This is a genomic window from Empedobacter sp. GD03865, assembly GCF_029840775.1.
Classification (GTDB): Bacteria; Bacteroidota; Bacteroidia; order Flavobacteriales; family Weeksellaceae; genus Empedobacter; species Empedobacter falsenii_B.
On record NZ_JAOCDF010000012.1, the window covers coordinates 1 to 22,785 of the forward strand.

21 protein-coding genes and 1 pseudogene are annotated in these 22,785 nt (G+C 31.5%); 10 read left to right on the top strand and 12 right to left on the bottom strand.

From position 1 onward, the window contains the following. Positions 1-57 precede the first annotated feature (57 nt). From N5D46_RS14775 to N5D46_RS06325, 5 genes and pseudogenes are all read left to right on the top strand, one after another. Positions 58-376 (top strand): annotated as a pseudogene (locus tag N5D46_RS14775) (linear amide C-N hydrolase); the annotation flags it as partial. A gap of 240 nt (positions 377-616) precedes the next feature. Then, positions 617-1,786: a porin gene (locus N5D46_RS06310; protein WP_280049498.1), complete on the top strand. Its 1,170-nt coding sequence runs from the start codon at positions 617-619 to the stop codon at positions 1,784-1,786. Between the two features lie 69 nt (positions 1,787-1,855). Beyond that, the gene (locus tag N5D46_RS06315) at positions 1,856-2,632 is read left to right on the top strand and encodes a hypothetical protein (protein WP_280049499.1); all 777 of its coding nucleotides are present in this window, start codon (positions 1,856-1,858) and stop codon (positions 2,630-2,632) included. A gap of 21 nt (positions 2,633-2,653) precedes the next feature. After that, complete coding sequence (locus N5D46_RS06320; protein WP_280049500.1) at positions 2,654-3,091, top strand: copper resistance protein NlpE; 438 nt, start codon at positions 2,654-2,656, stop codon at positions 3,089-3,091. Positions 3,092-3,160: 69 nt separating this feature from the next. Continuing rightward, entirely contained in the window at positions 3,161-3,994 is an 834-nt protein-coding gene (locus N5D46_RS06325) for a sulfurtransferase (RefSeq protein ID WP_280037937.1), read from the top strand. Between the two features lie 72 nt (positions 3,995-4,066). Here the strand turns inward: N5D46_RS06325 and N5D46_RS06330 are convergent, their stop codons facing one another. From N5D46_RS06330 to N5D46_RS06355, 6 genes are all read right to left on the bottom strand, one after another. After that, a complete protein-coding gene (locus tag N5D46_RS06330; protein ID WP_038335795.1) occupies positions 4,067-5,005 on the bottom strand; it encodes an arginine deiminase-related protein in 939 nt (312 codons plus the stop codon). 1 nt (position 5,006) lies between these two features. Beyond that, positions 5,007-5,921: an amidinotransferase gene (locus N5D46_RS06335; RefSeq protein ID WP_115000239.1), complete on the bottom strand. Its 915-nt coding sequence runs from the start codon at positions 5,919-5,921 to the stop codon at positions 5,007-5,009. 78 nt (positions 5,922-5,999) lie between these two features. After that, positions 6,000-6,977: an amidohydrolase family protein gene (locus N5D46_RS06340; protein ID WP_125349365.1), complete on the bottom strand. Its 978-nt coding sequence runs from the start codon at positions 6,975-6,977 to the stop codon at positions 6,000-6,002. Positions 6,978-7,126: 149 nt separating this feature from the next. After that, positions 7,127-7,399 (bottom strand): hypothetical protein, encoded by a 273-nt coding sequence (locus tag N5D46_RS06345; protein ID WP_125349364.1) that lies wholly within the window; start codon positions 7,397-7,399, stop codon positions 7,127-7,129. A 10-nt stretch (positions 7,400-7,409) separates the two neighbouring features. Beyond that, complete coding sequence (locus N5D46_RS06350) at positions 7,410-7,688, bottom strand: hypothetical protein (protein WP_125349363.1); 279 nt, start codon at positions 7,686-7,688, stop codon at positions 7,410-7,412. Positions 7,689-7,731: 43 nt separating this feature from the next. Continuing rightward, positions 7,732-9,966 (bottom strand): RelA/SpoT family protein, encoded by a 2,235-nt coding sequence (locus tag N5D46_RS06355; protein ID WP_125349362.1) that lies wholly within the window; start codon positions 9,964-9,966, stop codon positions 7,732-7,734. A 361-nt stretch (positions 9,967-10,327) separates the two neighbouring features. On the opposite strand from N5D46_RS06355, the gene N5D46_RS06360 reads away from it, so the two are divergent. Both N5D46_RS06360 and N5D46_RS06365 read left to right on the top strand, forming a co-directional pair. Beyond that, positions 10,328-12,235, top strand: coding sequence for an AMP-binding protein (locus N5D46_RS06360; RefSeq protein WP_115000246.1), 1,908 nt, complete (start codon positions 10,328-10,330; stop codon positions 12,233-12,235). 97 nt (positions 12,236-12,332) lie between these two features. Continuing rightward, complete coding sequence (locus tag N5D46_RS06365; RefSeq protein WP_038335783.1) at positions 12,333-14,204, top strand: Nramp family divalent metal transporter; 1,872 nt, start codon at positions 12,333-12,335, stop codon at positions 14,202-14,204. 57 nt (positions 14,205-14,261) lie between these two features. Here the strand turns inward: N5D46_RS06365 and N5D46_RS06370 are convergent, their stop codons facing one another. From N5D46_RS06370 to recG, 4 genes are all read right to left on the bottom strand, one after another. Next, positions 14,262-14,780, bottom strand: coding sequence for an ankyrin repeat domain-containing protein (locus tag N5D46_RS06370; RefSeq protein WP_115000247.1), 519 nt, complete (start codon positions 14,778-14,780; stop codon positions 14,262-14,264). A 61-nt stretch (positions 14,781-14,841) separates the two neighbouring features. Further along, positions 14,842-16,365, bottom strand: coding sequence for a catalase (locus tag N5D46_RS06375; RefSeq protein WP_221854452.1), 1,524 nt, complete (start codon positions 16,363-16,365; stop codon positions 14,842-14,844). Positions 16,366-16,605: 240 nt separating this feature from the next. Next, positions 16,606-16,770: a hypothetical protein gene (locus N5D46_RS06380; protein WP_181816300.1), complete on the bottom strand. Its 165-nt coding sequence runs from the start codon at positions 16,768-16,770 to the stop codon at positions 16,606-16,608. A gap of 178 nt (positions 16,771-16,948) precedes the next feature. After that, positions 16,949-19,054, bottom strand: coding sequence for an ATP-dependent DNA helicase RecG (gene recG, locus N5D46_RS06385; RefSeq protein WP_280049501.1), 2,106 nt, complete (start codon positions 19,052-19,054; stop codon positions 16,949-16,951). A 111-nt stretch (positions 19,055-19,165) separates the two neighbouring features. Between recG and N5D46_RS06390 the strand changes: the two genes are divergently transcribed. Together N5D46_RS06390 and N5D46_RS06395 are read left to right on the top strand one after the other, a co-directional pair. Beyond that, the gene (locus N5D46_RS06390) at positions 19,166-19,759 is read left to right on the top strand and encodes a thioredoxin family protein (protein ID WP_115000253.1); all 594 of its coding nucleotides are present in this window, start codon (positions 19,166-19,168) and stop codon (positions 19,757-19,759) included. A 70-nt stretch (positions 19,760-19,829) separates the two neighbouring features. Then, the gene (locus N5D46_RS06395) at positions 19,830-20,390 is read left to right on the top strand and encodes a TlpA disulfide reductase family protein (protein ID WP_115000255.1); all 561 of its coding nucleotides are present in this window, start codon (positions 19,830-19,832) and stop codon (positions 20,388-20,390) included. A 65-nt stretch (positions 20,391-20,455) separates the two neighbouring features. Here the strand turns inward: N5D46_RS06395 and N5D46_RS06400 are convergent, their stop codons facing one another. Continuing rightward, positions 20,456-21,007, bottom strand: coding sequence for a DUF1697 domain-containing protein (locus N5D46_RS06400; RefSeq protein ID WP_115000257.1), 552 nt, complete (start codon positions 21,005-21,007; stop codon positions 20,456-20,458). 140 nt (positions 21,008-21,147) lie between these two features. On the opposite strand from N5D46_RS06400, the gene N5D46_RS06405 reads away from it, so the two are divergent. Continuing rightward, complete coding sequence (locus N5D46_RS06405; RefSeq protein ID WP_280049503.1) at positions 21,148-21,720, top strand: TMEM175 family protein; 573 nt, start codon at positions 21,148-21,150, stop codon at positions 21,718-21,720. Here N5D46_RS06405 and N5D46_RS06410 read toward each other — a convergent pair whose 3' ends face one another. Next, on the bottom strand, positions 21,721-22,785 hold the full coding sequence (locus N5D46_RS06410) for a nitronate monooxygenase (RefSeq protein ID WP_280049504.1): 1,065 nt from the start codon (positions 22,783-22,785) through the stop codon (positions 21,721-21,723).

Below are 22,785 nucleotides of genomic sequence, written 5' to 3' on the forward strand. Positions count from 1 at the left end.
TAACTTTAATATTCTAAATACATCATAATGAAAAAGACTTTTTTAAGTAAATTAACTTTGACATTATTTTCTACCAACCTATTTTTTTTATTATCTCCACAACTAGATGCTTGCACAAGAGTTTGTCTATAAAGGTCCAGAAAATACTGTAATCACAGCTCGTTCTATGGATTGGAAAGATGAAATTGATGCAAATATTTGGGTTTTTCCTAGAGGTATAGATCGATCTGGCAACGTTGGAAATGCTTCGGAAAAATGGACTTCAAAATACGGAAGTGTAATTGCAAGTGCTTGGGACATTGCGACAACAGATGGCATGAACGAAAAAGGACTTGTTGCGAATGTTTTGTGGTTAGTAGAAAGCCAGTATCCTCAATTAAATCTTGTTTATTACTTTGAAACTACAAAAACTCCAAATACATTTTGGGTTGATTTAAAGAAAATTGATTTTGGTAAAAATGCAAAAACAAAACGATTAAGCGTAAGTAAAAATGAAACGTATGCTGGCGAAACTTCACAACTTTTTAGTGATACAAAACCATTTACATTTGTTGGAATTTAGATCGAAAAATTAATCAATATTTTTCTTGCAAATAGTTCTAAATCAACATTCAATATGATTGCCAATAACAAACATTTTATATCTGCCTTTTTATTATTAGGATCTATTGTTTATGCTCAAAAATCAAATGATACAATTGATATTTCGATAAGACCTTACACTAGTTTGAGAGGTCATCTTGCTGTGCATGATAAAGTAATGGAGCTACAAGAAAATGCCTCTCGTGCTGGAATTGAAATTAATCTAAAAAAAGGAAATATTGCATTTGTAGCTGGTATTGAACTCCAAATAAATATGTTCAAAGGTAACTCGTCGTTTAATGTTGATGGAAATTTAGATAGTGATCTTTTGACAATTGTTTCAGAACAAAAACAACAAGTTTTTGGTAATCGCTTGGGTTACTTAGGTATTGATTTGTCTAAATATGGTAAAATAACATTTGGTAAACAATGGAGTGTTTACCGTGATGTTACAGCTTATACAGATCGTTTTAATGTATTTGGAGGACGCGCTTCTGCAACTTTTACAGGTGGAACAGATGGTGGTTTGCTAGGAACAGGACGAGCAGATCAATCAATAATTTATAGAAATAAAATTAAAGCTTTTCAATTTGGTGCTCAAATCCAAACAAAAGGTGGAAATGATGATAAGATTATTGATGGTTTTGGTTTTTCAGCTCAATTAGAATTAAATCAAAATATTAGTATTGGAGCTGCATTTAACCGTGCTTTTATAGCTCAAAACTTAATTGATGATAATCATATCTTAGGTTTATCAGGACATCCAACTTTTTATTCAATTGGTTTAAAATATACGAGTAAACAATTTGATGTTAGTCTACTTGGAATCTTACAACAAAATGGAGATTTTACACCTATTTCATATCAATCTGAAAATACAATTAATCCTTCTTATGTTTTTGATGCAAAAGGTTTTGAAACTGCTATGAAATATAAACTAAATAAATTTTCAATTTTAGGAGGTTATAATTTATATGTTCCTGAAACAAAGAAATCTGTTGAAAATATTAGTATTGATAAAAAATTCAGACGAAGTGATTTGATTACCGGATTAGAATATCATCCGATGAAATATGTACAATTGTATACAGAACAGCGCATCTCTTTTGGTAAAAATTATGCTGGTAAAAAAGAACAAAGCGTTTTTACATTGGGAATGAAACTAGATTTATCTAGACAATTTAACAAGAAACTTAACCTATAATAAACCATAACTAACTTAACTTTTCTCTCTATTATTTGAAATAATTAATAAAACGAAACTTAAAAAATCATGTTTAACTTTTTTCAAAAAAGCACATTTTTAATTCTATTAGCATCAAGTACTCAAACTTTTGCTCAAGACTCAATTCAATCCGATAATTCTTGGCATTTCAAAGTAGAACCAAATATGATGTTGCCACACATGAAAGGAAAAGCGAGTGTTTCTCGACTTCCGAATGTACATGTAAGTCAATCTCCATCAGACTTTTTTGAGCATTTGAAATTTGCCGGAATGTTAACTTTTGAAGCCGAAAATAAAGATTGGGTAATTACATCTGATATTATTTATGCTTCTTTAGCTGCAAATGTTAAAAAAGATCCTTTAGTTTTGGATGGTAAATTAACAGCAAAACAATTCTCTTTTGAAGCAGGTTTATTGAGAAAAATTACACCTTGGCTAGAAGCTGGTATTAGTATGAACCTTGTAAATATTAAATCTGGATTTGATGTAAATCTAATCAATCCAGTTTCTTTAAAACCAATGCATTTAGATCGTAGTATTTCTAAAACTTGGGTAGATCCAATGTTAGTTGCAAGAACAAGAAGTTTACCAAACAAAAAGTTTTTGTATAATGTTTCTGGAGAAATTGGAGGATTTGGAATCGGATCAAAATTAGCATGGCAATTAGAAGGATTGGCTGGTTATCAATTTTCTGATTTATTTTACGCAATGGCGGGCTATCAAATCATAAGTATGGACTACGAGAAAGGAAGTAACAATTCCAACTTTGTTTATGATATGGATATGTTTGGACCAATGATAAAAGTTGGCTTTAACTTAAAATAATAACCTTAAAATAAATATATTATGAAAAAATTATTTGTATTATGTGCTTTTACAAGCATATTATTCACAGCTTGCGAAAAAAAGACTGAAAGTACTCCTACCACTGAAAATAAGTCATCACAAAAAATCGATGATTCTACTTCTCAATCTGCTTTAGATTGGGACGGAACTTATGAGGGCGTGATTCCTTGTGCTGATTGTGAAGGAATTAAAACAGAATTAACCTTAAATCAAGATAATACATATACCTTAATAGAGGAATATATCGACAAAAACCTAAAGGTTGAAAATCAAGGTAATATTACGTGGACTGATGATGGTAATTCAATTTCATTAAAAACAAAAGACGATGAATATAAACGTTATAAGGTTGGAGAGAATATTTTATTCCAATTAGATTTAGAAGGAAATGAAATTACTGGAGCTTTAGCACAAAATTATCAGTTAAAGAAAAAATAAATAAGATAGATAAGAAAACGTAACCAAATATGGTTGCGTTTTTTTACTTTTATAAAAAATAAATTAGAAATGACTTTCAATTCACCAATCATATCAACACAAGAATTACATGATAATCTAGATCTTAAAAATTTAATTATTTTAGATTGTACGATTGATAAAGTTGGACAATCAATAAAAGATCAAGAATTAAAATTAATTCCGAATTCTATTTTCTTTGATTTGGAAGGAAAATTTTCTGATCATTCTTCGCAATTTCCTCATACACTTGTTGATGAAAAAACTTTTACAAAAGAAGCTCAAAATTTGGGCATTAATCAAAATTCTATCATCGTTTGTTATGATCGTTGGGGAGTTTATTCGAGTCCGAGAGTTTGGTGGATGTTCAAAGCAATGGGACACAATGAAGTATATGTTTTAGATGGCGGATTACCTGTTTGGATGGATAATAATTTTGTCACAACTTCTATTTATTTTCAATCTACTGTAAAAGGTAACTTTATTGCTGATTTTCAATTAAATTGGTTTGCCGATACACAAGTTATATTAAATGCAATAAATGATGATTCGAAAATAATTATAGATGCACGATCAGAAGGGCGTTTCAAGGGTACTTCTTCTGAGCCAAGACAAGGTTTACGAAGCGGACATATTCCAACTTCTAAGAATTTATTTTTTGAAAATGTTTTGGCTGATACAACATATAAATCAAAAGAAGAACTGAAAGCAATTTTCGAAAAATTGACAGATTCATCCAAAGAAAATATTTTTTCGTGTGGTTCTGGAGTTACAGCTTCCATCCTAGCCTTAGCTTCGACAATTGCAGGTTTTGATAAGGTAAAAGTTTATGATGGGTCTTGGTCTGAATGGGGCGCTGACGAAAATTTACCGATTGAAAGATAGTTTAAAACTATTTTGCATGATTTACAAATCCGAGTTTTTTACTCGGATTTGTAAATTTTAAGCTAAATGTTTTTATTTTTTTGGTAAGAAAACTTCCGCCATCATACAACGGGCACTTCCTCCACCTAATTTTTCAATCAAATCTATCTTAACAGGTAAAATTGGGTTATAAGCCTCAATTTTAGAAATTTGTTCTTGATTAAGCGAATTATAAGCCGTTTGCGACATCACCAAATATGATTGTCCTAAACCACCTACTTGCAACATATTTCCAGCAAATTGATGCATTTGCGCTTCTGTAATTGCAATAATTTCTTTTCCAGCTTCTAATAAGTACTCACAAACCGCTTTCTTTTCTTTTTTATCATCGATAGAATCTAAACAAATAATCGCATATTTATCTGCAATACACATCATTACATTGGTGTGATAAATCGGTTTACGTTCTCCATTTACAGTTTGATTCGCATGAAAAATAACTGGTGTATATTCTAATTCCTCACAAAATTCAATCAATAAATCTTCGTCAGTTCGTTGAGAAATACATGCATAAGCCAGTTCATGTTCACGATCAAGAATAATACTTCCTGTTCCTTCCAAGAAAATTTCGTCTTCTTCTGCCGATGTAAAGTCAATCACATCATCTATATGAAAACCTTTTTCTTCCAACAAACTCAATACATCTTCCTCACGACGCTCTTCTCTCCTGTTTTTTGCAAACATCGGATACAACACTACATTTCCGTTATCGTGAAAAGAAATCCAATTGTTCGGAAAAATAGAATCTGGCGTATGTGGCGAAGCAGTATCTTTGATCGTGATAACATTTACACCTTTTGAACGCAAAGCAGAAACCATTCCTTGAAATTCTTCTAACGCTTCTTTCTGAATATCTTCTTGAGAATCTGTTGTTTCCGTTTGGAAATAATTATTAACAGCCGTTTCTGGATTGTAATAAAAAGCTGTTGGCTCAACCATCAAAATAGTTGATGTATATTGTTTTTGTTTCATGTTATTTTCTGATTAATGGCATTGTAGAACATCTCAATAAACCTCCCATTTTAGAGACTTCTCTGTAATTAATTCGTTCCACTTTTATGTTCCATACATTTTCTAAATGATCATTTAAACGCGTAAAATTTTTCTCAGAAACAACAACTTCAGGAGAAATTGAAAACACATTAGGATTCATCCAATACATTTCTTCTTTTGTCACTTCGAATAAATTTTCTTTCCCAAAAATATCGACAATTTGCTGATATTCATGCTCAAATAAAAAGCCGTCTTTATAAATAATCGCTTTATCTTTCCCAACAGGATTAAATGTACAATCTAAATGTAAAATTCCTTCGTAAGGATCTTCATCATTCTTTTTCAATTCAAAATCCAAGACGTTTTTATTGGGAAATTTAGCTTTGATATACTCTACAAATTCAACATTTGTGCGTCCTGTTTTATAATTTTTGAAATCAGCTTGTTTGTACGTTCCAACAAAAATATAGTCGTTATACAAAATTACATCGCCACCTTCTACATAAACTTCTTCTGGTAACGCATTGATTTTATTTCCTTTGAATTGACGTTTTATTTCGCGATAGGCTTGTAATTCTTCTAAACGATCTGGAATAATATTCGCGATAAAGAATTCATCTTCAATTACAAAACCGACATCACGAGAAAAAACTTGATTACAATCTTCGATCAATGTTGGACGTAAAACTTCAACATTATACTTCTTCAAAACTTGTTCAAATTCTGACATTTCCGCAATCAAATCTTCTTCTTTTGGATAATCGTTATTCTTTACGGTTTCATAAGATTTGGCATCGAACGTCTGATCAAGTGTTGGATTAGCTCCGTTAGATTCTGCTCGACCCAAGACTACAGTTTGCAGTTGAGCCGTTTCATTCTGTACATTTAATCGCATAATTTATTGTAGTTTTTAATTTTATGTTCCAAAAAAAATCCCGCAATAGCGAGATTTAATTTTGTATAAATATACATTTTATTTTTGAATTCCTAAAGCTTTCAAACCATTTACTGTTGCAATATTTGAAAGTTGTTCCACATCATAAAAGTGACAAGACTCTAGCATTACTCTCAATTCTGTAAGTAAATGACCATCAGAAAAAGGTTTATAAATATCATTAATATTATCTGTTCCGAAGGCAACGTTAATTCCTCTTGGAATCATTTCATCAACTGGCGTTACCGAGTTGTGCGAAGGCGCCAAACGCTCTGTACGATTGTGATCTATCCAAGCAGTTGGACAAGAAACAATGTGCATATCTGCTTTTTTAATTAAATCATATAATTCGTAACGATATTTTCTTGGATGAGCCGCTACAGAAATTGAGTGAACCGCAGAAACTTTTCCTTGCATTCCGTGTTCAATCGTTTTCAAAGCTAATTGTTCCGTTTCTTTTTCTTCGTCTGTGTTAAATTGATCAACATGAACGTGAACCAATTTATTTTTTGCTTTTGCAGTTGATAATAAAATATCTAAATGCTCATCTTCTCGACCGAAATCTTTTGCAGGTAAACCTCCGATAATATCCACAAAATCAGAAGACATATCAAACCATTCGCGCGCTTTTGGATCGATAACTCCTTTCAGTACTTGGTTTGCAAAACGCATTTCGATGTCTTTTCCGTAATTATCTTTTAAGCGTTGAGCTGCTTGAATACTACGATCTTCGATCACTTCATCCGCATCAATAAAAGAACCAATTGCTTGACAACCTTGCTCTAACATGAAATTAATCGCTTTTTCCATACGGAAATAAATATCATCAACAGATGAATTGCGTTTCATGTCATCAACTAAATGCCATTTTTCTTTTAGGTAAGAATTAGATAATGCGAAAGTGTCCGAAGTCAATGAATAAGCTCTGTCTAAGTGTGAATGCGTATTAACCCAACCTCCTTTTTCGTTGATTTTTTCAAGTACTTCTTCAATTGGATTATAGTTTTGTTTGTTCATCGTGAGTTTGTTTGTTTTCGGGATGTAAAATTAACAAGATTATTCAATAGAAATGAAGCGATATTATCAAAAAGATTTCTGTAACTTTGTGCCTTTGTTAGTAACATCAGCGAATAAAAAAGTCCAACATATCGTTGGACTTTTTCTATTTATGATTCTTTCTGTTTTTTCAGAATAATTTCAATTTTACCATTAGGATATTGATTTTTGTCTGTTTTGATTACAGTAATATATTTAATATCATCAGGATTCATTTTAGATAAAACACTTTTATCTACTCTTTGTCCATCTAAAAAAACTGCTGGATCATTTGATTCTTTAATAACCGAACTATCAAAAATTCCTTTACGAGGAGATTCATTTGCATCTTGTGCAAAACTCAACATTGGAAGAAATGCAAAAGCTAATAATAATTTTTTCATATTGATATTTTTATTTGTTTAACACAATTAAAACTTTACCTTCTGGATATTCAGGATCGGTTTTAATGACTTCAATACTTTTTATAGATAAAGGATTCAGAGTTGATAAAACATTATTCTCAACTTTCTTTTCATCAACAAAATATATCTTTTTATCTGTACCACATTTTTTACATATAATAACTTTTTTGTCCTTCTCATTTATTCCTGAAACAATTCCATTTAATTTATTTTCTTGAGCAAAACTCATCATTGGAAGAAATGCAAAAGCTAATAGTAATTTTTTCATAAATTGTTAATTTACATAAAGTTAATTAAATATTTTATAAAAACTAATTTTTATATGTTCGTTTTACAGATTGTATTCCTTCAATATTCTTTAATTCCATCATAATTTTTTCTAATTCGGCTTTATTTTTAACAGAAACTGTAATCTTTCCATCAAAAATACCTGCATCCTCAGATAAATTAATACTATGCATGTTCAACGAGTTATTTTTTGAAATAACTAACGTAATATCACTCACCATTCCAGCTCGATCCAATCCTTGTAGCTCAATCAACGCTTTGAACTCTTGTTGAGAAGAATCAATCCATTTCGCTTTTATAATTCTGTAGGCGTAATTTGCTTGTAACGAAACTGAGTTTGGACAATCTACCTTATGTACTTTTATTCCTTTTGAAACTGTGATAAAACCATATACTTTGTCACCTGGAATTGGATTACAACAACTCGCTAATTCGTAATCTAAACGCTCTTCATCATTCCCAAATACAAGACTATCTAATTTCGTTTTGTCGACAGGAATATCATCTTTTTTAGTTGTATTGAATGTTGATTTTCTGAAACGGTTAATCAACCCTGTGAAGCCAGTATTTCGTTCTGCAAATTTGCGTAAATCATTGTTGTCAATAATTCCCATTGCAACATTATAGAATACATCTTGACTCGAACTTAACTTAAAGTATTGCTGTAACTGATTAGTTGTATTATCATTAAAATCAACCTTTAAGTGTCTTAATTTTCGTTGAATAATTTCTTTTCCATCTTCTGCAACTTTACGTTTATCCGAGTTTAAAGAAGCTTTAATTTTACTTCTAGCTTTACTCGTTACAACATATTCTAACCACTCTAATTTTGGTTTTTGTTGCGTTGAAGTAATAATTTCTACTTGATCTCCACTTTGCAATTGATGCGACAAGGGATACAATTTACCGTTCACTTTTGCACCCAAACAATGGTCACCAACATTGGTGTGAATAGAGTAAGCAAAATCCAACGAACTCGCTCCTTTTGGTAACGAATGTAAATCTCCTTTTGGTGTAAAAACATAAATCTCTTTGGAGTACAAATTGAATTTGAAATTATCCATAAATTCAATCGCATCCTTTGTATCTTCTTGCTCTAACATTTCACGAACTTGGTGAATCCACTCATCAACTTTCGTTTCGTCGTCAGATACATTTTCTTTGTATTTATAGTGTGCTGCGATACCCATTTCGGCAACTTCGTCCATTCTTTCGGAACGAATTTGTACTTCCACCCAACGCGCTTGTGGCCCCATAACCGTTACGTGAAGAGATTCATAACCCGTTGTTTTGGGTTGAGAAATCCAGTCGCGCATACGTTTTGGATTTGGAATAAATAAATCCGTTACCAACGAATAAATTTTCCAAGCTAAGAATTTTTCATTCTTTTTATCCGAACGATAAATTACACGAATCGCAAACAAATCAAAAACTTCCTCGAAAGGAATTCCTTGATTAATCGTTTTTCGATAAATTGAATTGATTGATTTTGAACGACCTTTTATCTCAAATTCTAAACCTTCGGCTTCAAGTTTTTCTGAAATAGTCTTACAGAAATCATCAATGTATTTTTTTCTTTCGGCTTCAGTTTCTGTTAATTTATGTTCAATATTAAAATATGCATCTGGTTTAGTGTATTTCAAACTCAAATCTTCTAGTTCAGATTTGATGTTATACAATCCCATTCTGTGAGCCAAAGGCGCATATATAAAAATAGTTTCGGATGCTATTTTTAACTGTTTATCCTCTCGCATACTTTCTAACGTACGCATATTGTGTAAACGATCGGCAATTTTGATCAAAATCACACGCACATCTTCAGATAAAGTCAGTAATAATTTTTTATAATTTTCTGATTGTATCGAAACATCTTGCTTGTTTAAGACCGCAATTTTTGTTAATCCGTCTATAATTTTTGCAATCTTTTTTCCAAAAAGTTTCTCAATATCTTCTAACGTATATTCCGTATCTTCTACTACATCATGCATTAAAGCCGCAGAAATTGATGTAGCACCAAGCCCAATTTCGTCAGCAACAATTTTGGCAACAGCAATCGGATGATAAATATATGGTTCGCCTGTTTTTCTGCGCTGATCTTTGTGCGCATCAACAGCCAAATCAAAAGCTTTACGAATCAGCTTTTTATCTTCATCTGATAAAGTGACATATGTATTTTGAAGCATCTCTTTATAACGTCTCGTTATCTCAATGTTCTCTCTCTCTAATTGTTCGTCTGTAATAACATGAGGCGTATCCATCTTTCTTATGTTTTTGTTGATTTAGAAAAAAGCTTTAATTCCCTTTATTTATCTGCTTTCTTCGAAGGATTAAATATACAATATTTTATTTTTTATTGACTATAATATTCAACTGATTTTATCACGTTTTTTAAGTCTTTATTTTTAATCAATCTAATTTATAACGTACTTTTTACACTATTAATTTAATAATAAAAGTTGATTAATATAATCTGATTTTATCAATTTACAATTATATACTACTTTTTATTGTATAGTTGATAAATAATTAACTGTCCTAAAACAAACATTTTAAACTTTATTATTAATTCTAAACATTTTTCTAACTTAACAAAACAAATAAAACACAGCACACACATAAATGGATTACAAAACTTTATACTCAAAAAGTATTGAAGAACCTGAACTTTTTTGGAAAGAAGAAGCGCAGAAATTAGCATGGTCAACTTACCCTGAACAAATCTTAAAACAAAATGAAAACGGATATTATTCGTGGTTTGTTGACGGAAAAATAAATATGAGCCGTTTGGCTTTGGAGGAAAATATAAAAGCTGGACGCGGAGAACAATTTGCTTTAATTTACGATTCTCCTGTTACAGAAGTTGTTCAAAAAATTACGTACAATCAGCTTTTAGAAAAAGTAAGTCGTTTTGCAGGAGGTCTTACATCCTTAGGATTATCAAAAGGTGATACAGCAATTATTTATATGCCTATGATTCCAGAAGCAATTGTTGCGATGCTTGCTTGTGCGAGAATTGGTGTAATACATTCTGTTGTTTTTGGAGGTTTTGCAGCGCCAGAATTAGCTATTCGTATTGATGATGCTCAACCTGATGTTATTATTTCTGCGTCTTATGGAGTAGAAATTAATCGTCAAATCAACTATAAACCATTGATTGATGAAGCAATTGAATTAACACTTTACAAACCAAAAAACATTGTCATTTTTGAACGTCCAAATCACACCGATGATTTATCAGCAGAAAACGTTCATACCTATGATGAAATGTATCAACATCAACCTATAGAACCTATCGAAGTTCCAAGTACACATCCATTATATATTTTGTATACTTCTGGAACAACTTCTACGCCAAAAGGTGTCGTACGCGATACAGGAGGTTATGCAACTGCACTAAATTCGACAATGAACTATTTTTATGATTTAGAACCAGGTGATACAATTCTTACTGCAAGTGATATTGGTTGGGTTGTTGGACATTCCTATATCGTTTATGCGCCGTTAATTTATGGTGTTACAACGGTTATTTATGAAGGAAAACCAATCAAAACTCCTGACGCTGGAGCTTTTTGGAGAATGGTTGAAGAACATAAAATCAAAAATGTTTTCACAGCTCCAACAGCAATTCGAGCAATTCGAAAAGAAGATCCAGAAGGAAAATTATTCCAAAAATACGATACGTCAAGTCTGAAACGTTTATTCTTAGCAGGAGAACGTTGTGATACATCTACTTATTATTGGTTAAAAGAAATTTCAAAATTACCCGTTATTGATCATTGGTGGCAGACAGAAAGCGGCTGGCCAATGTTAGGAATTTGTGTTGGAATCGAAAATATAATGCCTGAACCTGGCGCAGCTGGATTACCTGTTTTTGGGTATAATATAAAAATTGTAAATGAAGAAGGACAAGAAAATGATATACGAGAGGAAGGTTCTATCGTGATTCAGCTTCCACTTCCTCCTGGTTGTATGACAAGTTTATGGCGAAATGAACACCGATTTATAAAAGGTTATTTTCAACAATTTCCGAATCATTATTTAACTGGTGACGGAGGTTTTAGAGATGAAAATGGTTTTGTATTTATTACAGGTCGAACTGATGATATTATTAATGTTGCTGGTCATCGATTAAGTACTGCAACAATGGAAGAATTAGTTTCTTCTCATCCTGATATTACAGAATGTGCGGTTGTGGGAATAAAAGATGAATTGAAAGGCCAAATTCCAATAGGGTTGATTGTTACAAAAGAAAACGCATCAAAATCGGAAGAAGAAATCGAAAAAGATTTGATTGCTTTATTACGCAAAGAAATTGGCGGAATTGCCTGTTTCAAAACATCTATAATAGTTAACAGACTACCAAAAACACGAAGCGGAAAAATATTACGCAAAACTTTATCTCAAATTGCAGACGGAACACCATTCACAATTCCATCTACAATTGATGATGCTACAGTTTTAGATGAATTAATTCACGAATTTTCAAGAAGAAACGTAGGTCTAGCCTTTGCGATTTCGTCAATATAATCCATTTTATTCATTCACTATTTCAAAAGCAGTAATTCCTACTATTACTGCTTTTTTTATTCATTTTTACATAAATTTGAATTAGAAATATCATTCAATGCCAAATCAATCCAAATCATTAGAAGATGTGCACGAAAGTGTTCAAATCAAAAAAGGAAAGTTTAGAAAAATCCTAAGTTTTTTTGGACCTGCCTACTTAATAAGCGTTGGTTACATGGATCCGGGAAACTGGGCAACCGATTTAGCAGGCGGCAGCCAATTTGGTTATACTTTGATTTGGGTTTTATTGATGAGTAACATAATGGCTTTGTTATTACAAAGTTTATGTACACGTTTGGGAATTGTTCGACGAAAAGATTTGGCGCAATGTAACCGAGAAACTTATCCGAAAGGAATGAATCTCATCTTGTATATTTTAGCCGAAATAGCTATTGCAGCTTGTGATTTAGCAGAAATTTTGGGAATGGCAATTGGTCTAAATTTACTTTTTGGAATAGATTTGATCTATGGTGTTTTAATCAGTTTCTTAGACACTTTTCTCCTACTTTATCTTCAAAAATTAGGCATGCGAAAAATGGAACTTTTCATTGTTGGTTTAATCACGATGATTGGTTTATGTTTTTTAACCGAAATGTTTTTAGCAAAACCAGATTTTGGAGAAGTTGCAAAAGGATTTATTCCATCTATTCCAAATAGCGCTGCATTGTATATCAGCATTGGTATTATCGGCGCAACTGTAATGCCGCATAATCTTTATTTACATTCTGCACTCGTCCAAACGCGGCAAATAAAACGCGATGATTTTTCAATCAAAAAAGCCCTCAAATATAACTTTTGGGATAGCGCAATTGCTCTGAATTTAGCCTTCTTTGTCAATGCTGCAATCTTAATTTTAGCTTCATCCGTATTCCATAAAAACGGCTATCACGATGTTGCAGAACTGAGCGATGCTTATAGATTATTGGGGACAACTTTAGGAACAGATTTGGCTCCAAAATTATTCGCAGTTGCTTTAATTTTAGCTGGACAAAGCTCTACAGTTACAGGAACTTTAGCTGGACAAATTGTGATGGAAGGATATTTACATCTACGTATTAATCCTGTTTTGAGAAGAATTTTGACACGATTATTAGCCGTAGTTCCAGCAGTTGTAGTCATTCTTATTTTTGGAGAAAAAGAAGTCGGTTCTTTACTAATTTTCAGTCAAGTTATCCTAAGTATGCAATTGGCTTTTGCGGTAATTCCGTTGATTCATTTTGTGAGTGATAAAGCGAAAATGGGGAATTTTGCAATCAATACAACAACCAAATTTTTTGCATGGACAATCGCTTTTATTATTTCATTTCTGAATGCGCAATTGGTGTATGAAGAAGTTAATAAATGGATGGCAAATAGTGAATCTTACACTTTAAATATTTTTCTTATAGCGTTAGAAATAGGACTTTTAGTTTTATTATTGCTGACATTTTTTATTCCAATTATGTTGAAGAAAAATGAAGAACATCAAAAGGAAATTCATGAACCATTTGAGAAGTTTACGTTAGAAGAAATTTCGAATCAACATTTCAAAAAGATTGTTGTTGCGTTAGATTTTTCGAAAACGGATAGAAAAGTGATTAATTATGCGACACAATTAGCTACTACAGAATCTACCATTATTTTGGTTCATATTGTCGAAAGTGCTTCTGCAAAATACACGGGAGAGCGTACGAATGATGAAGAATCTCTGTCAGATTTGAAACGTTTAGAACAATATGCAGAGATCATTCGACCTTTGTTTAATGAAACTAAAATCGAATTAGGTTACAATAATCGAATCAATTCAATTGCTGAAATTTGTAAACGAAATCAAGCAGATTTGTTGATTGTTGGTTCGCACGGACACCGAGGTTTTATGGATTTTATTTTTGGAGAAACGATTAATAAATTAAGGCATCGCGTTAATATTCCGGTCTTTATTGCAAAATAATAAAAAGCCATTCAGAATTTTTCTGAATGGCTTTTTGATTAGATTAAAATATAAAAATTATTTGATCGATAATAATTCAATCATTTCTTTATTTTCTTGTAAAATAGCATGATCTAAAGCAGTTTTACCATTATTATCTTTAATGTTTAAATCTGCACCAGCTTCGATTAGTTTTTTGGCAATTTCATTTTGACCAAATGTTACAGCAAAAATCAAAGCAGAAGCTCCATTAAAATTCACTTGATTAACATCAGCCTTATTCGCAATTAGTAAATTTACCATTTCAGGAAATCCTCTAAAGACGGCTCCCATCAACGCATTGTTTCCAGATAAATCTTGCGCATTAGGATTTGCTCCTTTTGATAATAATACTTTCGCAGCGTCTGAACTGTTATTATAAATCGCTAAAATTAAAGGTGTAAATCCACGTTGATTTGCTTCATTTACATGTTTTCCATTCGAAATTAATTCTTCTATTTGCTTCACATTATTTTCTCTCGCCGCACTAAACAAATCTTGTGCATAAATTGAAGAAAAACTGAATAGAAATAAGGCTAAAAATATATACTTTTTCATGATAATATTGATTTTATGAAAGTCATGGAGCCAAACTCAATCGACTCCAATCCAATAAAAATTATTTTGGTAAATATTGCTTTACATCGCTCATAGAAGTATTTGTAGCCTTCATCAAACGTGTTCCATATTCTGTATTTGCTTGGTAAAAATGTGCAATCATTTTATGAACAATTACTTTATTTTTAACCGAATTTAAAGCTCCAGATAAATTTTTGATTAAGTTATCTTGATCTTTTTTAGAGAATGATTTGTACAAATCTCCAGCTTGTACAAAGTTATTTTCTTTATCAATGACATGCTGAGTTGTTATAGCTCCTGCAGGAAAAACAGATTTTGAATACTTGAATTTTGCATTATCTACAACCTCAGGAAGATTAGTTGAAGGTTGATAATTTACATCACCTTTTTGCTCACGGATCGACATATAACCGTCTTGATTATATGTTTTTACACTATTTTTTGGTGCATTAACAGGAATTTGTTGGAAATTACCCGTTAAACGATGACGTTGTGTATCAGAATAGGAAAACAAACGACCTTGTAACAATTTATCTTCAGAAGCTTCAATTCCTGGAACCAACGTAGCTGGAGCAAATGCTGCTTGCTCAACTTGTTGAAAATAATTCGTTGGATTCTCATTCAATGTCATTGTTCCAACTTTAACTAACTTTACAACAGATTCTGGCCAAATTTTCGTTACATCAACAGGATTGAAATCTAATTTATCAAAATCTTCTCGTTTCAATAATTGAACATATAAATCCCATTTCGGAAAGTTTCCTTTGTCGATTTCATTACGTAAATCTAATGTTGCATGTTCTATTTCAGTCGATTGAATTTTATTCGCTTCTTCTTGTGTTAAATTTTTCGTTTCTTGTTGAGGAACCCATTTGTATTTCACATAAGTTACTTCACCTTTTGCATTTACCCATTTGTAAGCATGTACACCATTTCCTTCCATTTGACGAAAATTTGCAGGAATTCCATAATCTGAAAACAACCACGTTAACATATGCGTAGACTCTGGTAAATTAGAGAAAAAATCAAATACACGATTTGGATCAGATGCGCCATTTGTTACAGGAGATGGCCTGAAAGCATGCACCATATCTGGGAATTTGATTGCATCTCGAATAAAGAAAACAGGTAAATTGTTTCCAACTAAATCGTAATTTCCTTGTTCTGTGTAAAATTTAACAGCAAATCCACGTGGATCACGATAAGTTTCTGGCGAACCTTGTTGATGCGTTACAGTTGAAAAACGTACAAATAATGGTGTTTTTTTACCAGCTGTTGACAAGAAATCAGCCATTGTCACATCAGAAAAATCTTTATCAGCTACAAATTCTCCGAAAGCTCCAGCTCCACGCGCATGAACAACACGTTCAGGAATACGTTCGCGATCAAATGCTGCTAATTTTTCAATTAAATGAATGTCCTCCAACAAAACTTGTCCGTTATTTCCGATTGTTTTAGAATTTTGATTATCTCCAACTGGAGCACCTGTGTTTGTTGTTAATTGTTGGGCAAATCCAATCGTAGAAAGGAATGCTAAACTTAATACTAAACTTCTTTTGATCATAATTATAGTTTTATTCTTTATTTATCATTTTAAGACAGAGCAAAACTAAATCGGCTACAACTATAAATCAAATCTATAAAATCTATTAGATGTAATTAATTTTTATAATAATTATAACCCAATCCTTTACAAGGAAGAAAAAGGTGATATATTATTTCGCAATAAATGAATAAATAAAAATGATGAAGAATTTTAGAAATAAAAAAAAACCGCTTATTTAGCGGTTTTGAGAGATATTATTTAATTTTTTCTAAATCGTTGAAAAGACATAGAAGGTTTAATTTTTATCGATTCATTAGCTATTAATACCATTAAATTCAAATGCTGATTGAACATCCATAGTGAATTTCCTTCAACCTCTACTCCTTGTGGAGTTCTGATAAGTTCTAAATTTGTGTACATCATAATCTATAATTTTTTGGTTGACGCTAATATTGTGTTAAAAATAATTTTTAATGTTAATTTCATTTAACACAACTGATAAAATTAAAAGTTTCTAATAAAATTCAGTATTTTGTATTTGTTTTTTAATAAACATAAATTATACCAAAAAATATACAAATGGTTTCCTTAATGTTAAATTTTATGAAATTTGACTCCATCCTACTTTATCTTTATGATTTTCAATAAAATATTTTTTTGTTGGTTCGTAAACTGGTGAAGAAAGTGTCGGATCTTGTGAAAGAATAGCTTCAACACATTTTCTTGCTGCATACAAAACCTCTTTGTCTTTCGCTAAATCAGCAATCTTAAGATTTAAAACACCACTTTGTTGCGTTCCCATCATATCTCCAGGACCACGCAATTCCAAATCAACTTCAGCTACCTGAAAACCATCATTTGTTTGACACATCGTTTGTATACGACGTTTCGAAACTTCGTTCAATTTTCCACCTGTCATCAAAATACAATACGATTGTTCCGCTCCACGACCTACACGGCCACGAAGTTGATGTAATTGAGAAAGTCCAAAACGTTCAGAATTTTCAATAATCATCACCGACGCATTTGGGACATTAACACCTACTTCTATCACAGTTGTCGCTACCAAAATTTGAGTTTCATTATTTTTGAAACGATTCATTTCAAATTCTTTATCAGCAGGTTTTTGACGACCATGCACAATACTTATCGCATATTCTGGCAACGGAAAAGCACGAGAAATACTTTCGTAGCCATCCATCAAATCTTTCAATTCTAACTTTGCAGATTCTTCAATTAATGGATAAACCACATAAATTTGACGGCCTTTCGCAATTTCATCTTTCATAAAGTTGAAAACACTCAAACGATGCGCATCCGTTTTATGAAGCGTTTTAATTGGTTTTCGTCCTTTTGGTAATTCATCGATCACCGAAACATCCAAATCGCCATACATTGTCATCGAAAGTGTACGTGGAATTGGTGTAGCTGTCATCACTAAAATATGTGGTGGAAGTTTAGCTTTTCTCCAAAATTTAGCACGTTGAGCGACTCCAAAACGATGCTGTTCATCAATAATAGCTAATCCCAAATTCTGAAAAATCACATTATCTTCTAACAAAGCATGCGTCCCGATAATTATTTTAAGGTTTCCATTTTCAAGGTTTTCTAAAATTGGTTGACGTTTTTTCTTTGTCACCGAACCAGTCAATAATTCAACTGAAACATCCAAACCATTCAGCAATTCTGTAATGCTTTCGTAATGTTGTTGTGCAAGAATTTCGGTTGGCGCAATTAAAGCGGCCTGAAAACCATTGTCAACTGCAATCAACATCGTTAACAACGCAACCATCGTTTTTCCAGAACCAACATCACCTTGCAACAAACGATTCATTTGCGCAGGTTGACGAAGATCAAAACGAATTTCTTTTATCACTCTTTTTTGTGCATTTGTCAATTCAAAAGGTAAATATTCATTATAAAATGTATTGAAATAATGACCAATTTCTGGAAAAGGATTACTTCTATTCTTTTGTTTATTGACTGCTTTTTGAGAGAGATTAGAAAGATTTAGAAAGAAAAATTCTTCAAATTTCAGACGACGAATTGCTGCATTTAATTCTGTTACATCTTTCGGAAAATGAATTGCTTTCAACGCGTCATTTCTTCCAACTAATTTATAATGATCGAGAACATTTAAAGGTAAATTCTCAGGAATATCAATATTTTCAGCAAAAAGATTCATCATCATTTTTTGAAGAACACGATTCGTAATTCCTTTTTTTGTCAACTTTTCGGTACTCGGATAAACTGGAAATAATCCAAGCGGAATATTTTTAGCGTCTTCAACTAATTCAATTTCAGGATGTGTAATACTAAAATTATTATTGAACACATTTGGTTTTCCGTAAATCACAACTTCTTTGAAAAGATCATTTCTTAATTTCTCCTTTTGCCAAGAAGAAACTTTGAACCAAACCAATCCTAAAGTTCCAGTTCCATCTTGAAATTTCCCAACTAAACGTTTTACTTTTCCTTGGTTAATTTCTTCTAAACTAACAATTTTACCTTTCAATTGTATTTCGGCTGCTGTTGATGAAATTTCTGAAATTTTATAGAATTTCGATTTATCAACATAACGAAAAGGAAAATGCTGTATCAAATCTTCGTATCTAAAAATTCTGAATTCACTTTGCAGTGTTTTAGCACGCTCAGGTCCAGCACCTTTTAAATATTCTATTGTTTTTTTTAATGGATTTTGATACATTTTTCTACTTTCGAAAGTCGCAATTTACCAAATTTTAACGATAAACAATGTCATCATTGTTACAAAATAAGCTCGTAGAATTGCTTTATATTTGTAACAAATTAGAATCAAATGAATTTAACAGAATACATCAACAAAGGTTTATCATACGAAGATTATATCACACGCGTTGAAGATGATTTGGAAAACGAAATCGAAAACGATGATCCGAAAGAATATGTACAATATTATGCTTTGGGATTGCAACGCATGAACAGAATTTTTAAAACATTCAGTTTAAATCCTGCTCAAGAAATACGCGTTAAATCAACTACAAATAATTTAAAATTATTAGTAATTACAGAAGGTTGGTGTGGAGATGCATCTCAAATTTTACCTGTTGTGGAGAAATTGGCAAATGCACTTCAAGTTTCGACGCATTATGTTTTACGTGATGAAAACATGGAGTTGATGGAAAAATACAAAACAAATGGTGCAGCTTCTATTCCGATTATTATTGGAGTGAATGATGAAAATGAAGAAGCTTTCCGTTTTGGTCCTCGTCCACAAGCTGGAATGGAAATGTTGGCGCGTTTCAAAAGTAATCCTGATACGTATTCAGCAGATGATTTTCACGAAGATTTACAAAAATATTACAACAATAATAAAGGTGAAGATATTGTAAATGAAATTTTAGATTTGATTGACGAAAACATCGGTAATTAATCATTTTTTTCTATTTGTTCAACTTGATATTTGTTCGCATCTTTGTGTAAGATTTTATTGAAAAAGAAAAATGAAAGGAAATAAGCAAATTATTTTTGCCATCGTTGTAGTTGTCGCTTTAGTCGCTATTATGTTTACGCCAATTGGTACATTTTTTAAAAGTAAAATGGAAGATAATAGCCACGTTGCTGGTTCTGATATAGAATTAACAGAAAGTGATTATGATATTGATTTAATTGGTCATAACGGCGCTGCGAATACAAACTTGATTGATTTCAAGAAAAGTGGTGAAGTTGTTTTCCTAAATTTTTGGGGAAGCTGGTGTCCTCCTTGTGTTGCAGAAATGCCAACAATTCAGAAATTGTATGAAGCAAAAGGACAAAAAGTAAAATTTGTATTGATTGCTATTCAGGATAAACCGACAGTTTTTAATCCTTTTTTGCAAAAAAATAATTATACAATGCCAGTTTATGAGCCAAATAGTCCAATTTCGAATAATATGTTACCAAAGGTTTTTCCAACAACTTATATCTTAAATAAAAAAGGTGAAGTTGTGTTGAAAGAAACAAAAACGAGAGATTGGAACGATAAAGAAATTAATGATTTATTAGATAAATTAATCGCTGAATAATTTCATTCAAAAAGATAAAAAACCGTTATTAAATGATTAATAACGGGTTTTTTTATATCTGTAATTTAATTTTCTCTCATCAATGCTAATTGCAATAAAGCAGTTGTTGTATTTTGATTACGTGTAGTAGCACTTACATTAAATAGATTTTCGAAAAAATTATTGGTCAATTTTGTTTTTCCGTAACCAGAAGGACAATACAAATAAACGACATCATCAGCAATAAAATATTGTTCATCTTCAGTTTTCGAATTTTCAACTTTTTCAGTATTTATTTCCTCAGGTTTATTGGCTAAAAATGTATAATGCAAAAACTCTTTATCGATGCTAAAATCCTTTAAGAATGGATTATTTTCGATGATGTTTTTTAATTTTTCGATGGTTAAAATCAAAATTGGAACTTCAAAAGATAAACTTTCTACAATTTTATCGTGAATTAAATCTCCAATTTCTTTGATATCAGTCAAATTTGTCGAAAAAACTGCATTTCCACTTTGCACGTAAGTGGTAACATTTTCCAGTCTAAGTTCCTCTAAAAGTTTGGTTAAAACATCCATTTTGATGATTTTTTTACCACTCACATTTATACCTCTCAGAATTGCAATAAAAGTATTCATAAAACTATCTCTATTTACGAGAAACTTTGTTTAAAATTATGAAAATAAATATAATAGAAATTTTAAAACAAATCCCTAATTGTTACGATAATTTTGATAAATTAGCATCATTCTGAATAATAAAAAAACTAATAAAACCTATGACTACAAACAGATTAGAAGCTTTTAGCGATGGCGTTCTTGCAATTATTATTACCATTATGGTTTTGGATCTGAAAGTTCCGCTTGGAGATGATATAATGAGTTTGAAACCTTATATCCCAAAATTTCTGAATTATTTGTTCAGTTTTATTTATGTTGGAATTTATTGGAACAATCATCATCATCTTTTTCAGGCGATTGAGAAAGTAAATGGCGGAATTTTATGGAGTAATTTGCACTTGCTTTTTTGGTTGTCTTTATTACCAGTTTCCACAGGTTGGATGGGCGAAAATTACGACTCAACTTTTCCTGTTGCTTTTTATGGATTTGTCCTATTTATGAGCAGTGTAGCATTTATGATTATTGAAAAAATTGCTATAAAACAAGAAGGAAAGGAATCTGTTATTGGAAAATCTGTGAGTAGAAGTTTAAAAGAAAAAACCTCTAGTATTGGTTATTTAGTCGGAATTGGAATTTCATTTGTAAAACCAGAAATTGGTATTGTCATTTATGCTTTAATCGCTTTATTGTGGTTGATTCCAGATAGAAGAATTGAAAAATCGATGCGATAATTATTGATAATTTTCCACTGAATCGATTAATTTTTGAAGAAGATTTGATATAGAATCTTCTTCAAAATTTTTAAAAGATTGTCCTAACCATAAATTCGTGAACGCTGTATTTTCATTTAATTTCGAAGCGTTTCTCAATGGATTAGTCAATTTATTTTGATAAGGATAAGGTAAAACAAACTCGGAATTTTCAAACAAACGAATAAATTCATTCTCAATTCCTCGTGCATATCTTCCGGAAAAACTTTTTGTCAAGATAATTTCATTTTCCTTTACATTTTTTAATTGCTCTTTTTCGAACGATTTTAAAGCACTTTCATTGGAACACAAAAACAAACTACCAATCTGAAAAGCGTCTGCACCCAACTGTTTAGCTGCCAAAAGTGTTTTCGCATCATAAATTCCACCAGCAAAAATCAACGGCTTTTTCACAACATCTTTTACTTGCGAAACCAAAGAAAAACCACCAATTTGAGGCAAAATATCTGGATTAAATGTTCCACGATGTCCACCTGCTTCAATTCCTTGCACACAAATCACATCAATATTCGACTTTTCCAATTGTATCGCTTCTTCCAGCGTCGTACAAGTCCCTATTAATGTCACATCATGTTCTTTAAGACGATTAATTGAATTATCATCTAAATTACCAAAAGTAAAGCTCAAAATTTTACATTTTTCTTGTAAAATTACATCTATTTGCTCCTTATAACCATTTGGTTTTACAGCTTCAATCTCAGGAAAAACAACTGCAAAGTTTTGTTGATGCGAAAGCTCAATTAACTTATCTTTTGTTGCATTATACCTTTGTTTTAATTCTGGTGTAATTTCAGGAATATCGTTTGCAAAAATATTGACAGCAAAAGGTTTATTCGTTATTTTTTTGGTTTGATAGATTCGCTTCAATGAATTTTCTGCATCCAAATCAGCAATTGGCAAAGAACCTAAACAGTTACAATTACTTGCTGCAGCAACCATTTCTGATGTCGTTACTCCAAACATTGGCGCTTGAATAATCGGATATTTTACGCCAAATAATGCTGTTAGTTCATTTTGCCAAATCAT